Genomic DNA, 14,148 nt, shown 5'->3' on the forward strand with positions numbered 1-14,148 from the left:
CCGCCGTTTGCGGGGCGGCGGGTTGCCGCTGACCGGGGGGCGGTCAGGCGATGGCGCTGATCAGGCCCATGTCGGCGCTGCTCATCAGGCCCTCGATGTCCATCAAGATGAGCATGCGATCGCTGACGGTGGCGATGCCGGTGATGTAGGTCGTGTCCACGGCCGCGGTGGCCATCTCGGGCGCTTGCCGGATCTGGTCCTTGGTCAGCTCGAGCACGTCGGAAACGGAGTCGACCACCGCCCCCACGACGCGGCCGCGCACGTTCAGCACGATGACCACGGTGAAGCTGTTGATCTCGCTGCTCGGGCAGTTGAGCTTCACCCGCAAGTCCACGATGGGCACGATGACGCCCCGCAGGTTGACCACGCCCTTGATGAACTCGGGGGCGTTGGCGATGCGGGTCGGCGCTTCGTAGGAGCGGATCTCCTGCACCTTCAGGATGTCGATGCCGTATTCCTCGGTGCCCAGGCGGAAAGTCAGGTACTCACCGCTGTGCGCCATGGCCATCACTCGACCGGTGGGGGCTGCTTGCACGAGTTCCATGGGGGTCCTTTGGAGTGGGGGTGCGCTGGGGGCTCAGTGCCGCGATTTGCGGACCAAGCTGCCGATGTCGAGGATCAAGGCCACGCGGCCGTCGCCCATGATGGTGGCGCCGGACACGTCGTTGACCTTGCGGTAGTTGGCTTCGAGGTTTTTGACCACGACCTGTTGCTGGCCGAGCAGTTCGTCGACCAGCAAGGCCACGCGGCCGCCTTCGGCCTCGACCACGACCATGATGTTAGAGACGTGCTCGAAGTCGAAGCGGGGCACGTCAAAGATCTTCTCCAGTTCGATGACCGGCATGAACTCGTCGCGCACTTCCACGACGCGGCCCGAGCCGGCCACGGTCTTGACGGTGTCGGGCTTGACCTGGAAGGACTCGACCACCGAGGACAGCGGCAGGATGTAGACCTCTTCGCCCACGCCCACGCTCATGCCGTCCATGATGGCCAGGGTGAGCGGCAGGCGCACCGAGACCTTCATGCCGTAGCCCTCGGCCGAATCGATCTCGACGTGGCCGCCCAGCGAGGTGATGTTTTTCTTCACCACGTCCATGCCCACGCCACGTCCGGAGACGTCGGTCACCTGGTCGGCGGTAGAGAAGCCCGGGGCGAAGATCAAGTTCCAGACCTCGGCGTCGCTCATGCCCTCGTGGGCCTCGATGCCTTTTTCTTGCGCCTTGCTGATGAGCTTTTGGCGGTTCAGGCCGCGGCCATCGTCGCGCACCTCGATCACGATGCTGCCGCCCTGGTGGCTGGCCACCAGGGTGATGGTGCCCATCTCGGGCTTGCCCTTGGCCGCCCGGTCGGCCGGCATCTCGATGCCGTGGTCGCAACTGTTGCGCACCAAGTGGGTCAGGGGGTCGGTGATCTTCTCCACCAAACTCTTGTCGAGTTCGGTGGCTTCGCCCTGGGTGACCAGGTCGACCTTTTTGCCCAGCTTGGCCGCCAGGTCGCGCAGCATGCGCGGGAAGCGGTTGAAGACGACCGACATGGGAATCATGCGGATCGACATCACAGCTTCTTGCAGGTCGCGGGTGTTGCGCTCCAAGTCGGCCAAGCCAGCGGTCAGCTGTTGGTACAGGCCGGGGTCCACGTCGCGGCTGTTTTGCGCCAGCATGGCCTGGGTGATGACCAACTCGCCCACCAGGTTGATCAGCTGGTCGACCTTTTCAATCGACACGCGCAGGGTGGACTGATCGGCCGCGGCCGCGGCGGGTCGTCCCTCGGCCTTGGGGGCCGGCTTCGGGGCGGCCACGACGGCGGTGACTGGCGCGGGCGCTGGTGCGGGCACGGGTGCCGCGGTGGCAGTGCCCGTGGGGGCGCCAGGGGCGTCGTCGAAGAAGCCGTAGCCGGCGTCGGCGGCAGGGGCGGGCGCCGGGGCTGCGCTTTGCGGTGCCCCAGGGGCGCCGGCGTAAAAGCCATAACCCTTGGTCAGCGGGATGATCTTGACCTGCTCCCGGGCCACGTGGAAGGTGAACAGGTCGAGCAGGTCGTTGTCGCTGGAGGTCGTGACCACCTTGAAGCGGCGCATGCCGTCGGCCGATTGGCCCCCGTCCAGCATTTCAATCTGGCCCAGGTCGGTGATCTCTTTGAACAGTTCGAGCAAGTTGTCGGCTTGCTGGGGGTTGTCCAGGGGGCCCACCTGAAGCTCCAGGTGGCGCTTCCCGTCGGCCGGGGGCTCGTCGTCTTCTTGCACCCGCGGCGCAGGTGCCGGAGCGGCGGGTGCCGGCGCCGGGGCGGCGCCTTCCAGGGTGCCGCCGTCCACCAGGGTCTTGATGCTGGCCACCAAGCCGGAGCTGTCGAGCACGTCGGTGCTCGTGCCCGCGTGCCGCGCCAGGAGGCCGCGCAGGGCATCACCCGCTTGCAGCAGGATGTCGACCATCTGCGTGGTGATCTGCAACTCATGGCGGCGCAGCTTGTCCAGCAGCGTCTCCATGATGTGCGTCAACTCGGCCACGTCGTTGAAGCCGAAGGTGGCGGCGCCACCCTTGATCGAGTGCGCGCAGCGGAAAATCGCGTTCAGCTCTTCGTCGTCGGCGGCGTCGACGTTCACATTGAGCAGCAACTGCTCCATGTTGTCGAGGTTCTCGCCCGCCTCCTCGAAGAAGACTTGGTAGAACTGGCTGAGGTCGATGCCCGCCCCGAGGTTGCTGCCTTCGTTGGTCATTTCGCCCATGGCCTGCTCCCTGGTTGGCTTACTTGATGACCTTGCCGATGACTTCGATCAGCTTCGCCGGGTCGAAGGGTTTGACCAACCAGCCGGTGGCGCCGGCGGCGCGACCGGCTTGCTTCATCGCATCGCTCGACTCGGTGGTCAAGATCAGGATGGGCGTCGCCTTGAACTTCGGGCTCTCGCGCAGCTTCTTGGTCAGGCTGATACCGTCCATGCGGGGCATGTTTTGGTCCGTCAGCACGAGGTCGAAGTCGCGCTGGCTGGCCTTTTCCCACGCATCTTGGCCGTCCACCGCCTCAACCACGTTGAAGCCGGCGTTCTTCAGGGTGAAGGTGACCATCTGGCGCATCGAGGCGGAATCGTCAACCGCAAGGATGGAAGGCATTGCTATTTCTCCGTTTCGGCCTGGGCAGGCGGGATCAGGGCGGGGTCAGAACAGCTCGACGGAGCCAGCGTCGACTTCGTCTTGGGTCACGGGGTTCGGGCGCAACGGGGCCTCGACGACGGCAGCACCGTCGCCGTCGTCGCCAAAGGCATCGCTGGCGAGTCGGTCGGCGCAGTTGCGAATGCGTTGCATCGTGTGATTGATCAATTGCGTGGACATGTCTTGGAACTGCATGGCGGTCACCGCACCGGCAATGTCCTGCAGCACGGGGGCCAGCGAGCCCGGAGGCAGGCTGGCGCCGTCGTTGATCTTCTCAGCCAAGCCCTGCACGTGGCCTGACGCGGAGAAGAAGTGTGTGGACAAAGCCTCACCCGCGTCTTCCAAAAGACGCAAAAGGCGCTCGAGGTCGTTGGCGACCGTCATCAAGTGGTCCTGCAACTCGGCCGACAGCAGGAAGTTGAGCACCGGCCCCTCGGGCGCAGCGCTCCCTTCGCTCGCATCGGCGATCGGCGGGTCGGACGGTGATGGATCCTGCATGGAGCCTCCGTGGCCTTTCCGGTGCCGCGCCCCGTGGCGCACCGTCGAAAGGCAGCATTAGCCTACTCGAAGCCCAGGGGCATGGGCCCCGTCAATCGCTAGGGTAATCCCTTCGGCGTGTGGCCTATGGCGCACGGTGCACCGGTCGCCGGTGGGCATACTGCCGCGCATGAACTCGCCCCTTGCCCTTGCACCCGCACCGGTCGCCTTGCGCGTCCTGCACGTGGAGGATTCGGAGGTCGATCACCTCATGATGCAGGCCCTGCTCGAGCAAGCTGGCTTGCAAGTGACTTGGTTGCGGGTGGAGACCCTCGAGGCCTTCGTCGAGGCCCTGGAGCAGGACTGGGACGCCATCATTTGCGACTACCACCTGCCCACGGCCTCCGGCGTGGACATGCTGCGCTACCTGCGAGAGGGCGGGCAGCCCATTCCGTTCTTGCTGGTGTCGGGCGAGATCGGCGAGGAGACCGCCGTGGCTGCGATGCGCGAGGGGGCCTCGGACTATTTGCTTAAGACCCACCTGACACGCTTGGCACCGGCGCTGCTGCAGGCGGTCAAAGCCGCTGAGGCCCAACGGCAGCGCGCCGCGGCCGATGCCGCTTTGCGCGACAGCCAGCGACAGTTGCAGGCCTTGGCCCGTCACCTGCAATCGCGGGTCGAGGCCGAGCGCGCCGCGATGGCCCGCGAGTTGCATGACGACGTGGGCAGCGCCCTGACGGCCCTGAAGTTCGACCTGGCTTGGTTGGCCCGCCACGCGCATGACGAAAGCCTGGTCGTGCGCGCCCAACGCGCCTCGTCCACGCTGGACCTGGCCATCGAGGCCAGCCGGCGCTTGATGCTGAACCTGCGGCCGCCCATCTTGCAGGAGGGCCTGACGGCGGCATTGCAGTGGCTGGTGCAGCAGTTCGAGCGCCAGCATGAAGCGCTGGTCTTGAGGCTGGCCTTGCCCGGGGAGGCTGTCGCGCTTGACGAGGAGCGGGCGCTGGTGGCCTACCGCTTCGTGCAGGAGGCCCTGCACAACGTGGCCAAGCATGCGCAGGCCGGTCGGGTGGACGTGGAGGTCTCGCAGGCGGGCGGCGTGCTGACCGTGGAGGTGCGCGACGACGGGGTCGGGCTGCCGCCGGGCACCTTGCAGGGCTTGCGAGGTCTGGGCCTGCGCGGCCTGCAAGAGCGGGCCGCGGCCGTGGGCGCTTGGGTCGATGTCAGTTCGCGCACGGGCGCGGGCACGCAATTGCTGCTCTCCCTGCCCTTGCAGGGCGCAGCGCCAATGGAAGATGCCGATGCGGCTTGGCTGGAGGAGGCCCGATGAGCACCCGGGTGCTGTTGTGTGACGACCACGCGCTGATTCGGCGCGGCATTCGCGATACCTTGAATGACGCGGGCGACCTGCGGGTCGTGGGCGAGGTGGGCGACTACGGGGGACTGCGCGAGTGGCTGCGGGACGGCGGACAAGCCGATGTGCTGGTGCTGGACATCAATCTGCCCGGGCGCAGTGGCTTGGACGTGCTGCAGTCCCTCAAAGACACCGGCGAAAGCCTGCGGACCCTGGTGGTGTCGATGTACCCCGAGGAGCAGTACGCGATTCGCTGCTTGCGCGCGGGCGCCTTCGGGTACGTCAACAAAGGGGGCGACCCTGGCGAGTTGGTGGGCGCGGTGCGCACCGTGGCCCAAGGTCGCAAGTACGTGACGCCCGAGATCGCGCAAATGCTGGTCGAAAGCCTCACCACGCCCGAACCCGAGCAGGCCCACGACAAGCTCAGCGACCGGGAACTGCAGACCCTGACCATGATCGCGTCGGGCAAGCGCCTGTCGGACATCGCCAACGAGTTGATGCTGAGCCCCAAGACCGTCAGCGTGTACCGCGCGCGGGTGCTCGAGAAGCTCAAGCTGCGCAACAACGCGGAGCTGACCGTGTACGCCATCCGCCACGGACTGGTGGCCGATTGACGCCGGGCCCATGCCGTCCACCGCGCTGACCCCAGATCGCCGCCGTCCGTCGCTGGTTCGGCGTTTGACCTGGACGAGCTTGGGGGTCATGGCCCTGGCCCTCTTGCTGAGTGCCGCCTTGTTGGCTTGGGTCACCTACCGCCACCTCCAGGGCGAGCAGGTCCGCAGTGCGGAACAAGGGGCCAGCCTGTTGATCGAGAACCTGGCGCCGACCTTGGCGTTCAAGGACCCCGTGGCCGCCGACCGCGTCTTGCGTGGCCTGCGCCAACGGGGCGACTTGTTGGAGTTGCAGGTGTGGACGGCGGCAAACACCGGTTTCGCCGACTGGCGCGCTGCAGGGCGCGGCATGACGGCCTGGACGCGTGGGGGCGAGGGCACGCACTTGGACCACGAGGGCATGACCTTGGTGCGCCCCATCCGACTGCAGGGCGAGTTGCTGGGTTGGTTGGTGTGGCGCGAGTCGTTCTCGAGCCTGAATGCCAGCTTGGCCCGTCTGGCCCTGTGGGCGTTGGGCGTGGCCCTGGCGGCATGTGCGGCCGCCGGCTTGGCCTTGGCGTGGGTGCAGCGACAGGCCTTGACACCGCTCGTGGACCTGAGCCGTTTGGCCGAGCAGGTGGCCGACGGCCAGGACTACGGGTTGCGCGCCCAGGTGGGGCGGCAGGACGAGGTCGGCCGCCTGGCCACGCGCTTGAACGGCATGTTGGCGCGCATCGAGGCCGCCGACCGCGAGTTGAAGCAACAACTGCGGCAGGAGCAGCGGGCCGGCCAGGCGCTGCACCAGTTGGCCCACCGCGATCCTTTGACGGGCCTGCTCAACCGGCTGGCTTTCGAAACCGAATTGGCCGAGCGCTTTGCGCAGTTGGGCCGCGGGGGCCTGGCGCTGTTGTTCATCGACCTGGACAACTTCAAATGGGTCAACGACAACCTGGGCCATGCGGCGGGCGACGCGGTCTTGGTGGAGGTGGGGCGCCGCATGTCTCGCGAGTTGCGCAACACCGACAGCCTGTTCCGATTGGGCGGGGACGAGTTCGCGCTCTTGGTGGCCCCGGTCAGCGACCCGGGGGCCGTTGCCCACCTCGCCGGTCGCCTCGTGGCAGCGGTTCGCGAGCCCTTGAATCTGCAGGGCCAGTCGGTGCCGGTGGGGGCCACCGTGGGTCTGGCTTTTGCGCCAGATGACGCAGGAACGGCCAGCGATTTGTTGCGCGCGGCCGACGCCGCCATGTACGCTGCCAAGCGTGCCGGCAAAAACACCTACCGCCGCGTGGCCGACTTGGCCCCGCCTGCCTGAAACCTTGCGCCTGCTCCTGGTCGGGGCGGGGATCGCATGGTGTGCGATCTCGGTGGCGGCGGGGGCAACGCCCTCGCCCGAGAGCGACGAGGGGCCCAGCTTGGAGTCGCTGTTGCGCACCGAGCTGCAGCGCCCTGCCGGCGACGTGGCCGTCAGCGCCGCCAGCCGTCAAAGTCGCAGCGCCGACTTGACCCCCGCCGTCACGCAGGTGGTGACGCGCCAAGACATCGAGCGCTTGGGCCTGCGCAATCTGGGCGAAGTGTTGCGGCGGTTCACGGGCCTGCAGGTTCGCGACGACAGCCTCTTCACCCGCGTCAGCGTGCGCGGCGTCGGTCCCGGTGATTTCAACGGGCGCGTGCTTTTCCTGCTGGACGGCCTGCGCTTGAACGAGAACATCTACGACGCCGCGCAGATCGATCTCGACTTCGTCCTCGACCTGAGTTTGGTGGAGCGCGTGGAGTTCGCGCCAGGGCCTGGGTCGGCCTTGTACGGTGCCAATGCGCTTCTGGGCGTGGTGAACGTGATCACGCAGCGGGCGGACCGCCTGGCCGGCGCACAAGCCCGCGTTGGGCTGGGTGCCCGCGGTCAATGGGACAGCCGTTTCAGCTGGACCATGCGCACCGAAGGGGGTTGGGAGTGGACCGTGGCGGGTAGCACGGCCGAGGTGCCCGACGCGCTGGCGCCTCAGGCGCTCGACCCCGAGATTGCGCGCGCGGTGCGGCCTTTTGAGTGGGACCGTGCGCGCCGGTTGGTGGCCAGTGTGCGCCAAGGCGGCTGGCTGGCCCGTTTGGGCGGATCGGACCGCGTGCGCGGTCAGTTCGCGGTGATTCCGGAGTTGGACCGGCTCGGCCAGGCCACGGACCAGACCTACTTCCGCTTCGGCCAAGTGGCGTGGGAGGGCGAAGCTTGGGGGTGGGACTGGTCGGCCAGCGCGGCCCTGCAGCAAAGCCGCTACCGCTTCGACGAACCTTGGGCGCTGCGCGGCACGGAGCCCCCCGATACCTACCGCTTCGAGGCCTTGGGGCGCTGGTCGCAATGGGAGTTGCGGGCTGCCCGGGCCCTGGGGGACCATTTGCTGACCGCGGGGGTGGAGTTGCAGCGCGACCAGCGCCAGCGCTTTCGCTTTGAAGTCCTTGACCTGGCGTCGGATTCCTTGGACGAACGCGGACACCGTTGGGGCCTGTTCGTTCAGGACGAATGGCAGTGGGCCGAACGCCAGCGCTTGGTGTTCGGTGTTCGGCACGATCGAACGAGCCAGGGGGTGCAGCGCAGCAGCCCGCGCTTGGCCTACGTGTGGTCGCCCGAACCGGGGCACAGCCTGAAGTTGCTGTGGGGCAGCGCCTTCCGCGCCCCCAACCGCTTCGAGCGCGTCAACAACGAGCAGGCGGGCCTGCTGCCTCCGCGCCCAGAGCGGGTGCGCAGCACCGAAATCGTCTGGGAAGGGCGCCTGGCCCAGGATTGGGCGGTGCGGGCCTCGGCCTACCACCTGGCGCTGTTGGACCCGTCGGCGCAACAGAGCGATGGCAGTTACCTCACCCAAGTGGGCCAGCGCAGCCACGGGCTGGACGTGAGTGCCGAGCGACGTTGGGACGCGGGCTGGCAAGTGCAGGGGGGGCTGAGTGCGCAGCGCAGTCGCCTGGCCGATGGCACCGCGGCCCCCTTGAGCCCGCATTGGGTGGGTCATTGGCGGGTCAGCAGTCCCCTGTGGGACGGGGCGTGGCGGCTGTCGCTCCACGGCAGAGTGCAAAGCGCTCAGCGGGACGGCAGCGTGCGCTTGCCGGGTTACGGCCTGGCCCATGCGCAAATGCAGTGGCAGCCCCAGGCCTCGTGGACCTGGTCCCTGGGCGTGCAGAACCTGACAGCGCGGCGCTACCGCGACTCCTCCGCCGGGGCCGGCACGGGCCTCATCGAACGCCGGGGTGCCCAGTGGCAGGCTGGCCTGGTCTGGCGAGAGCAGCCATGAGCACGCGCCGCGCGCCCTGGGGCCACGGGCTGCGGCGATGCCTGTGGGGGATCGCGTGGGCCGGGTTGGGGCTGGTGTCCCCCGTGCGGGCCGAACTTGCCATGGACGAAGCACAGTTGCGCGCGGCCCTGGTGTTGCGATTGGCGCAATACACGCAGTGGCCGGAGGTCGCCCATGGCGAGTTCCAGCTGTGCGTGGCCGGCCTGTCGCGCGGCGACGCCGAATTGCAAGCCTTGGCGCAGCGCCGGGTGGGTGCGCAAACCGTGCGGGTTCGGCGCTTGGAGCACGCGCGCGACGTCGGGGCGCAGTGCCAGTTGCTGCTGCTCGGCCACGGCGATGCGGCGGCCTTGCGCCGTTGGATGGCCCCGTTGGCCGAGGCGCCGGTGCTGGTGGTGGGCACCAGTCCCGAGGCCCTGCGGGCCGGCGTTTGCATCGCCTTGATCAACGAGCCCCAGGGCATGGCCTTCAGCGTCAACCACGGCGAACTGCGCCGCCGCGGCCTGAGCGTTGATGCGCCAGTGTTGCGCCTGGCGCGCGAGGTGCGCTGAGCCGGCGGGAGGGGCCGTCAGCTGAAGCCGGCCAGCACCCGCTCCAAGGCCGTGGCCAGGGGCACTTGCATGAGCGGCAAGGTGGCCACCAAGCCGAGCAGGCCCACGCTGACGGTGACGGGGAAGCCGATCGAGAACACGTTCAGCTGCGGCGCCACGCGCGAAATCACGCCCAGCATGAGGTTCACGAACAGCAGCAAGGCGACGACGGGCAAGGCCACCCAGAGCCCAATGCGGAAGATCTCCGCCCCCCACACCTGCGGCTGCGCCGCCCGCAAGAAGGCGAAGGGCTCTTGCCCCACCGGGAAGGCGTGGAAGCTGGCTGCCAAGGCCTGAATCAACATGAGGTGGCCGTTGGTGACGACGAACAAGAAGGCCACCAAGGTGCCAAAAAAGCGGGCCGTGGCCGTGCCCTGGCTGCCCGTGGCGGGGTCGAAAAAGCCGGCGAAGTTCAAACCCATTTGCAAGCCGATCAGCTCACCGGCGAACTCCAGCGCCGCGAACACGATGCGCACCGCAAAGCCCATGGACAAGCCGATGAGCAACTGCTGCGCCACCAGCATCAAAAGCAGCGGGGGGCTGTCCAAGGGCAGCACCGGCATCGGCGGCAGGCTGGGCTGCGCCGCCACGGCAAAGAACAGGGCCAAGCCGGTGCGCACGGGCATGGGCACCGTGCGCTGGCTGAACAAGGGCATGCCAGCGAACAGGGCCAAGCAGCGGACGAACGGCCACAGCAGCGGGTTCAGCCAGGCCAGGATCTCGGCTTCGGTGAACCCGATCATGGTTGTGGCGCCGATTGCTTGCGCCCGCGGAGGCGCCGCCGCCGGGCCGCCCCAAGGCGGCGCGCGTCCCCTTGGGGGGTGGCGACCGAAGGGAGACCGGGGGCCACGTTCTTCAGCCGACCGCGCCCGGAATGCTTTGCAGCACGCGTTGGATGTACTCCACCAACTGCGTCACCATCCACGGCCCGGCGATGGCCAGGGTGGCCATGGCGGCCAGGATCTTGGGCACGAAGGACAGGGTGGCCTCGTTGATCTGGGTGGCGGCCTGCAGCACGCTGATGACCACGCCGACGACCAGGATCACGCCCAAGATGGGCGCGGCCACGAGCAGCAGCATCCACAGCGCTTGCTGCCCGACGGTGAAAACTTGTTGAGGGTCCATAGCAGCCTAGCGTGACCGAAGGGCGCCGGGCCGCCCCGAGCCCGGAGTGCCCCCTCGGGGGGTGGAGGAGGGCAACAGGCCCGGAGCCTGGGGGCCAACTGACAGGGCGCCGGGCCGCCCTGAGCCCGGAGTGCCCCCTCGGGGGGTGGAAGAGGGCCAAAGGCCCGGAGCCTGGGGGCCAACTGACAGGGCGCCGGGCCGCCCCAAGCCCGAAGCGCCCCCTCGGGGGGTGGAGGAGGGCCACAGGCCCGGAGCCTGGGGGCACGTCATACGGCGAAGGAGGCAGCCAGCGAGCCGATGAGCAGGTTCCAGCCATCGGCCAGCACGAACAGCATCAGCTTGAAGGGAAGGGCGACGAGCACCGGCGACAACATCATCATGCCCAGGCTCATCAGCACGCTGGACACGATCATGTCGATGACCAGGAAGGGGATGAAGATGAGGAAGCCAATCTGGAAGGCGGTCTTCAACTCGCTGGTGACGAAGGCGGGCACCAGCACGCGAAACGGCACGGCTTCGGGCTTGACGCTGGGGTCCACCTTGCCCAGGCGCGAGAACAGCGCCAGGTCGCTTTGCCGCGTTTGTTTCAGCATGAAGGCGCGCATGGGCTGCTGCGCCTTGTCCAGGGCCTGGTCGAAGCCGATCTGCCCGGTGGAGTAGGGCTGCCAGGCCTCGGCGTAGACCTTGTCGAGCGTGGGACTCATGACGAAGAAGGTCAGGAACAGGCTCAGGCCGATGATGACCTGGTTCGGGGGGGCGGCCTGCGTGCCCAGGGCTTGGCGCATCAGGCTGAGCACGATGACGATGCGGGTGAAGCCCGTCATCATCAGCAGCACCGCGGGCAAGAAGCCCAGCGCGGTGAAGAACAGCAGGGTCTGGATGGGCACCGAGTAGCTGGTGCCGCCCGCGCCTTGGCCGACCAGCAAAGGCAGGTTGCCCTGGGCTTGCGCCCAGGCGGCGCCACCGCCCAAGAGCAGTGCCACGGCCGCGATCGCGCGCTTCATGCCGAGCCTCCTCGGGCCCGCTGCAGCAGCTTGGCGAAGCTCGGGGCGGCGGGGGTCGGCAGGTCCTGCGGCGGCAGTTCCGTCAGCAGGTTGATCTGCTGCGCGGTGGCCCCCAAGAGCAGCCAACGCCGCGTCTCGCCCTCGCCCACTTCCACGGTCAGCAGGCGTTGGCCGGGGCCCAGGTAGGTGCTGCCCACCACCTTGGTGCCGCGCTGCACCAGGCCACCCTGCAAGGGCGAGCGCTTGAGCAGCCACAGCACCAGCGGGATGAGCGCCACGATGGCCAAGAACCACAGCGCCGGGAGCCAAGAGGAGGAGGTCATGCGGCCCATTGTGGGCAGCCGCCCCATGGCGAAAAGGCCGCTTTTGCGGCCCTATCCGGGGTCTTTTCGGGGCTTACTGTCCCTTGGACAGGCGCCGCATGCGCTCCGAGGGCGTGACGATGTCGGTCAGGCGGATGCCGAACTTGTCGTTCACCACCACCACCTCGCCCTGGGCGATCAGGTAGCCGTTGACCAGCACGTCCATGGGCTCGCCGGCCAGTGCGTCCAGCTCCACCACGGAGCCCTGCGCCAGCTGCAGGATGTTCTTGATGGGGATGCGCGTGCGCCCCAACTCCACGGTGAGTTGCACCGGGATGTCGAGGATCATGTTGATGTCGTTGCCGCCGCTGGGCAAGGACGTCGGGGCGAAGTTCGTGAAGGCGGCCGGGGCCACCTGCTCCACCTGCGGGGGTTCGTCCACCACGGCGGTGTCGCCACCGCCCGCGCCGGACTCGGCCAGCGCCGCCGCCCATTCGGCGGCCAGGGCGTCTTGGTCGTCGCCGCCAGTGCTTGGATCGTCAGGCGTCATTGCGTGCTCCCAGCCAACTGGCTTGCGAGCCGGTCAGCATCTCGTGAATCTTGATCGCGTACTTGCCGCTGCTGGTGCCGTAGTGGCAGTCGAACACGGGTACCCCATCTACCTTGGCCTTGATCATGGCCTCGAGGTCGAGTTCGATGAAGTCGCCCGGCTTGAAAGCCAGCAGTTGCTCCACCGTGGCCGGGGCGGTGCCCAGCTCGGCCACCAGCTCGACCTGCGCGGCCTGGATCTGGTTCTTGAGCAGGTTGACCCAGCGGCGGTCGGGCTCGGTGCTGTCACCCTGCGTGGTGCTGTAGAGCACGTCGCGGATGGGCTCCAGCGTGGAGTAGGGGATGCAGAAGTAGATCGTGCCGGTGGTTTCGCCCACCTCCAGCGTGAAGGAGCTGGAGACGACGATTTCCGAAGGCGTGGCGATGGTGGCGAACTGCGGCTGCATTTCGCTGCGCACGTACTCCAGCTCGAGCGGGTAGATGCCGCGCCAGGCCTTGTGGTACTCGGCGGTGATGACCTCGATCAGGCGCAGGATCACGCGCTGTTCGGTGGGCGAGAAGTCGCGGCCTTCGATGCGCGCGTGGAACTTGCCCTGGCCGCCGTAGAGCGCGTCGATCACGGCAAACACCAGCGTCGGGTCGCACACCACGAGCCCCGAGCCGCGCAGCGGCTTGACGGCCATGATGTTGAAGTTCGTCGGGACGACGATCTCCCGCAGGAAGTGGCTGTACTTGTGGACCTTGATGCCGCCGATGGCGACTTCCGGGCTCTTGCGGATGAAGTTGAACAGGCCGACGCGGATGTTGCGGGCGAAGCGCTCGTTGATGATTTCCATCGTGGGCATGCGCCCACGAACGATCCGCTCTTGGCTCTCCAGGCGGTACTCGCGAATGCCACCCTCGGGGACCTCTTCCTGCTCGAGCTTTTGGCTCTCGCCGGTGATGCCCTGCAGCAGCGCATCGACTTCGTCTTGCGAGAGGATTTGCTGGTTCATGCCGCTTCCTTGGTCCGGGCTTCGCGGCCGAACGCCGAGGCCTCACCCCCAAACGCGGGCGTCCAGCGGCCAGGGTGGGGCCGGGCCACTTGGGGCGCCCCATCCCGGGGAGGGTGCGCTGCGCTTCGGGGGAGGGGGCTCATCACTGAACGATGAATTGGGAGAAGAGAACTTGCGTCACCGGCAGGGCCTGGGCGGCTTTCTTCTTCTTTTTCTTCTTCTTGGGGGCCTCTTCGTCGGCCGCAGGCGCTTCTTCCTCGGGCTCGACCTCGTAGCCCAGCGGGCGCACCGCCTCGGCCAGGATTTCGCGCTGCAACTTGGCCTTGCCCTCGGTGGTCAGCAGGTCGACGGCGGTCTTGTGCGACAGCACGACGATCACGCCGGAGCGGATGGCCGGCATGTAGGCCTTGAGCAAGTCGCCCGTCTTCTGGTCGGTGACTTCCAGCGTGATGCCCACCTGCGCGTAGCGGTCGGCGTCTTTGTCGCTGAGGTTGACGGTGAAGGGCTCCATCGGCAGGTACACGGGGGGCGTGCCCGGCTTGGGCTTGGCCACCTCGACGTGCTCGGCATGGGCGTCGGCCTCGGGGTCTTCACCGTCCTCGGCCTTGGGCTTCTTCTTGAGCAGCATCACGGCGGCCCCGGCGCCCACGATCACGACCACGAGCGCGATCACGATGATCATGATCAGCTTTTTCTTGCCCCCTCCTGCGGGGGCTGCTGCGGCGGCTTCGGGGGCTGCGGTGGCCATGG

General features: G+C 67.7%; 16 protein-coding genes. 5 read left to right on the forward strand and 11 right to left on the reverse strand.

Annotated elements, in window-relative coordinates:
- Positions 1-43 precede the first annotated feature (43 nt).
- Genes EOD73_RS17195 through EOD73_RS17210 form a run of 4 tightly spaced genes read right to left on the reverse strand, consistent with a single transcriptional unit; the run spans position 44 to position 3,638 of the window.
- Entirely contained in the window at positions 44-544 is a 501-nt protein-coding gene (locus EOD73_RS17195) for a chemotaxis protein CheW (RefSeq protein WP_127684278.1), read from the reverse strand.
- 33 nt (positions 545-577) lie between these two features.
- Positions 578-2,719, reverse strand: a complete 2,142-nt coding sequence (locus EOD73_RS17200) for a chemotaxis protein CheA (protein ID WP_127684279.1) — start codon at positions 2,717-2,719, stop codon at positions 578-580.
- A 19-nt stretch (positions 2,720-2,738) separates the two neighbouring features.
- A complete protein-coding gene (locus EOD73_RS17205; RefSeq protein WP_127684280.1) occupies positions 2,739-3,101 on the reverse strand; it encodes a response regulator in 363 nt (120 codons plus the stop codon).
- Positions 3,102-3,146: 45 nt separating this feature from the next.
- Positions 3,147-3,638 carry a hypothetical protein gene (locus EOD73_RS17210; RefSeq protein WP_240660770.1) on the reverse strand — a complete coding sequence of 164 codons (492 nt, stop codon included), beginning with the start codon at positions 3,636-3,638 and terminating at the stop codon, positions 3,147-3,149.
- Positions 3,639-3,807: 169 nt separating this feature from the next.
- Between EOD73_RS17210 and EOD73_RS17215 the strand changes: the two genes are divergently transcribed.
- From EOD73_RS17215 to EOD73_RS17610, 5 genes are read left to right on the forward strand one after another with little or no spacing between them, the layout of a single operon-like run.
- Positions 3,808-4,947, forward strand: a complete 1,140-nt coding sequence (locus EOD73_RS17215) for an ATP-binding response regulator (RefSeq protein WP_127684281.1) — start codon at positions 3,808-3,810, stop codon at positions 4,945-4,947.
- On the forward strand, positions 4,944-5,585 hold the full coding sequence (locus EOD73_RS17220; RefSeq protein ID WP_127684282.1) for a response regulator: 642 nt from the start codon (positions 4,944-4,946) through the stop codon (positions 5,583-5,585). Before EOD73_RS17215 ends, EOD73_RS17220 begins: the two co-directional genes overlap by 4 nt.
- A 10-nt stretch (positions 5,586-5,595) precedes the next feature.
- Positions 5,596-6,873 carry a sensor domain-containing diguanylate cyclase gene (locus EOD73_RS17225; protein WP_127684283.1) on the forward strand — a complete coding sequence of 426 codons (1,278 nt, stop codon included), beginning with the start codon at positions 5,596-5,598 and terminating at the stop codon, positions 6,871-6,873.
- Positions 6,874-6,877: 4 nt separating this feature from the next.
- Complete coding sequence (locus tag EOD73_RS17230) at positions 6,878-8,836, forward strand: TonB-dependent receptor (RefSeq protein ID WP_164846122.1); 1,959 nt, start codon at positions 6,878-6,880, stop codon at positions 8,834-8,836.
- Positions 8,833-9,384 (forward strand): YfiR family protein, encoded by a 552-nt coding sequence (locus tag EOD73_RS17610; protein ID WP_164846123.1) that lies wholly within the window; start codon positions 8,833-8,835, stop codon positions 9,382-9,384. The genes EOD73_RS17230 and EOD73_RS17610 overlap by 4 nt, the downstream gene beginning before the upstream one ends.
- 17 nt (positions 9,385-9,401) lie before the next feature.
- On the opposite strand, the gene fliR is transcribed toward EOD73_RS17610, so the two are convergent.
- From fliR to EOD73_RS17270, 7 genes are all read right to left on the reverse strand, one after another.
- Positions 9,402-10,166 (reverse strand): flagellar biosynthetic protein FliR, encoded by a 765-nt coding sequence (gene fliR / locus EOD73_RS17240; RefSeq protein ID WP_127684285.1) that lies wholly within the window; start codon positions 10,164-10,166, stop codon positions 9,402-9,404.
- A 112-nt stretch (positions 10,167-10,278) separates the two neighbouring features.
- Complete coding sequence (gene fliQ / locus EOD73_RS17245) at positions 10,279-10,548, reverse strand: flagellar biosynthesis protein FliQ (protein WP_127684286.1); 270 nt, start codon at positions 10,546-10,548, stop codon at positions 10,279-10,281.
- Positions 10,549-10,814: 266 nt separating this feature from the next.
- A complete protein-coding gene (gene fliP, locus EOD73_RS17250; RefSeq protein ID WP_127684287.1) occupies positions 10,815-11,552 on the reverse strand; it encodes a flagellar type III secretion system pore protein FliP in 738 nt (245 codons plus the stop codon).
- On the reverse strand, positions 11,549-11,875 hold the full coding sequence (locus EOD73_RS17255; protein ID WP_127684288.1) for a FliO/MopB family protein: 327 nt from the start codon (positions 11,873-11,875) through the stop codon (positions 11,549-11,551). Before EOD73_RS17255 ends, fliP begins: the two co-directional genes overlap by 4 nt.
- A 73-nt stretch (positions 11,876-11,948) precedes the next feature.
- A complete protein-coding gene (fliN, locus tag EOD73_RS17260; RefSeq protein ID WP_127684289.1) occupies positions 11,949-12,404 on the reverse strand; it encodes a flagellar motor switch protein FliN in 456 nt (151 codons plus the stop codon).
- Positions 12,394-13,398 carry a flagellar motor switch protein FliM gene (gene fliM / locus EOD73_RS17265; protein WP_127684290.1) on the reverse strand — a complete coding sequence of 335 codons (1,005 nt, stop codon included), beginning with the start codon at positions 13,396-13,398 and terminating at the stop codon, positions 12,394-12,396. The genes fliN and fliM overlap by 11 nt, the downstream gene beginning before the upstream one ends.
- A gap of 142 nt (positions 13,399-13,540) precedes the next feature.
- Positions 13,541-14,146, reverse strand: coding sequence for a flagellar basal body-associated FliL family protein (locus EOD73_RS17270; RefSeq protein ID WP_127684291.1), 606 nt, complete (start codon positions 14,144-14,146; stop codon positions 13,541-13,543).
- Positions 14,147-14,148 lie beyond the last annotated feature (2 nt).

Source organism: Inhella crocodyli, from assembly GCF_004004565.1.
Taxonomy (GTDB): Bacteria; Pseudomonadota; Gammaproteobacteria; order Burkholderiales; family Burkholderiaceae_C; genus Inhella; species Inhella crocodyli.

Excerpts from the sequence above, each read along its gene's own strand:
- fliP (WP_127684287.1), bottom strand. The coding sequence starts at position 11,552 with ATGAAGCGCGCGATCGCGGCCGTGGCACTGCTCTTGGGCGGTGGCGCC.
- fliR (WP_127684285.1), bottom strand. The coding sequence starts at position 10,166 with ATGATCGGGTTCACCGAAGCCGAGATCCTGGCCTGGCTGAACCCGCTG.
- EOD73_RS17225 (WP_127684283.1), top strand. The coding sequence starts at position 5,596 with ATGCCGTCCACCGCGCTGACCCCAGATCGCCGCCGTCCGTCGCTGGTT.
- EOD73_RS17195 (WP_127684278.1), bottom strand. The coding sequence starts at position 544 with ATGGAACTCGTGCAAGCAGCCCCCACCGGTCGAGTGATGGCCATGGCG.
- EOD73_RS17215 (WP_127684281.1), top strand. The coding sequence starts at position 3,808 with ATGAACTCGCCCCTTGCCCTTGCACCCGCACCGGTCGCCTTGCGCGTC.
- fliM (WP_127684290.1), bottom strand. The coding sequence starts at position 13,398 with ATGAACCAGCAAATCCTCTCGCAAGACGAAGTCGATGCGCTGCTGCAG.
- fliN (WP_127684289.1), bottom strand. The coding sequence starts at position 12,404 with ATGACGCCTGACGATCCAAGCACTGGCGGCGACGACCAAGACGCCCTG.
- EOD73_RS17255 (WP_127684288.1), bottom strand. The coding sequence starts at position 11,875 with ATGACCTCCTCCTCTTGGCTCCCGGCGCTGTGGTTCTTGGCCATCGTG.
- fliQ (WP_127684286.1), bottom strand. The coding sequence starts at position 10,548 with ATGGACCCTCAACAAGTTTTCACCGTCGGGCAGCAAGCGCTGTGGATG.
- EOD73_RS17610 (WP_164846123.1), top strand. The coding sequence starts at position 8,833 with ATGAGCACGCGCCGCGCGCCCTGGGGCCACGGGCTGCGGCGATGCCTG.
- EOD73_RS17210 (WP_240660770.1), bottom strand. The coding sequence starts at position 3,638 with ATGCAGGATCCATCACCGTCCGACCCGCCGATCGCCGATGCGAGCGAA.
- EOD73_RS17205 (WP_127684280.1), bottom strand. The coding sequence starts at position 3,101 with ATGCCTTCCATCCTTGCGGTTGACGATTCCGCCTCGATGCGCCAGATG.
- EOD73_RS17220 (WP_127684282.1), top strand. The coding sequence starts at position 4,944 with ATGAGCACCCGGGTGCTGTTGTGTGACGACCACGCGCTGATTCGGCGC.
- EOD73_RS17200 (WP_127684279.1), bottom strand. The coding sequence starts at position 2,719 with ATGGGCGAAATGACCAACGAAGGCAGCAACCTCGGGGCGGGCATCGAC.
- EOD73_RS17270 (WP_127684291.1), bottom strand. The coding sequence starts at position 14,146 with ATGGCCACCGCAGCCCCCGAAGCCGCCGCAGCAGCCCCCGCAGGAGGG.